Source organism: Parendozoicomonas verongulae (genome assembly GCF_009711465.1).
GTDB lineage: Bacteria > Pseudomonadota > Gammaproteobacteria > Pseudomonadales > Endozoicomonadaceae > Sansalvadorimonas > Sansalvadorimonas verongulae.
Window position 1 is genome coordinate 1 of record NZ_SMME01000474.1, and the last position, 993, is coordinate 993.

Here is a 993-nt window from a genome sequence, read left to right on the forward strand (position 1 = left end):
AGGCGATTATTTCGGCATCCATATGCCAAGGTTCCTGTAAGAGTCTCTTAGATAGAGCATAAAGTTGCTTTTTGGCTTGGGTTTTCTGGCCATAACCTTCCATTTCCTCATCACCCCTAACCATTGATGATGCCCACTTCCAAGCTTGTTCATAACTGTTTGAGACGCCATGATGTATCACTTCCACGACCAGACGGGCATATTCAAGCAAATCCAGTTGCTGCAGTGTTAAGCTCTGCATGCTCCGATCGTGCATTATTACAGAGACTGGAGAGGTTAAATGCCCATCCAGAGCATAGAGCCATGAGGTCGCCACAGGTTTCATTCGTTCATCCAGGAAAATCTCATCAGGCCGTAAGCCAGATAAAACAGAAGTGCCCACAACCTTACTCAAGGTAATACCCTTTTGATGAAGCCACTTTATTCCCTCGATAACCTCCATCAATATATCGATTTCTTGTGATACTGAGGAATCACTGTTCAACACCACAGCATTGAGAAGGCTGCCTTTGAAGGATGAGAGATAAACACCATTCTTCCGGTTTGGTACAGTATATGGGCTATGAACATTTTGAAGGGTTCCCCGGGATATAGGAACAAACACCGGCGGGGCAGATTCCAGAGATATCTGATGGATATGCTGTAGCATCTGCATTTCCTGATACCTGTCATAATGGGGCACAGAGTCCCTCCATATGCGAAGCGTCACATCGATATCGCCTTCAAGATCAGATGCGCTAAAATACTTTGCATCCATTGTGGCTGTTTTAAAACTGCCAATTGTTGTTTGAGGCCTGCCATCCACCTTGGATGGTACAGCAGGATATAAATAAACAGTCACAGACTCCCTTAAACTTCCACTGGACATACTCGCCTGTGAAACATCCTCCATATTCATACTGGAAGAGTTTGACACATTCGGGGGAGACATAGGAGCAATAGCCATAGCAACGGTTGACAAAGAGGGTTGGGGGAAGCCCATAGTAATAGTTG

General features: G+C 45.2%; 1 protein-coding gene. It reads right to left on the reverse strand.

Translation table 11 applies throughout. From position 1 onward, the window contains the following. Positions 1-841 (reverse strand): hypothetical protein (locus E1189_RS01055; RefSeq protein ID WP_155158265.1); only part of this gene is annotated, 841 nt, incomplete at its 3' end. Positions 842-993: the final 152 nt, after the last annotated feature.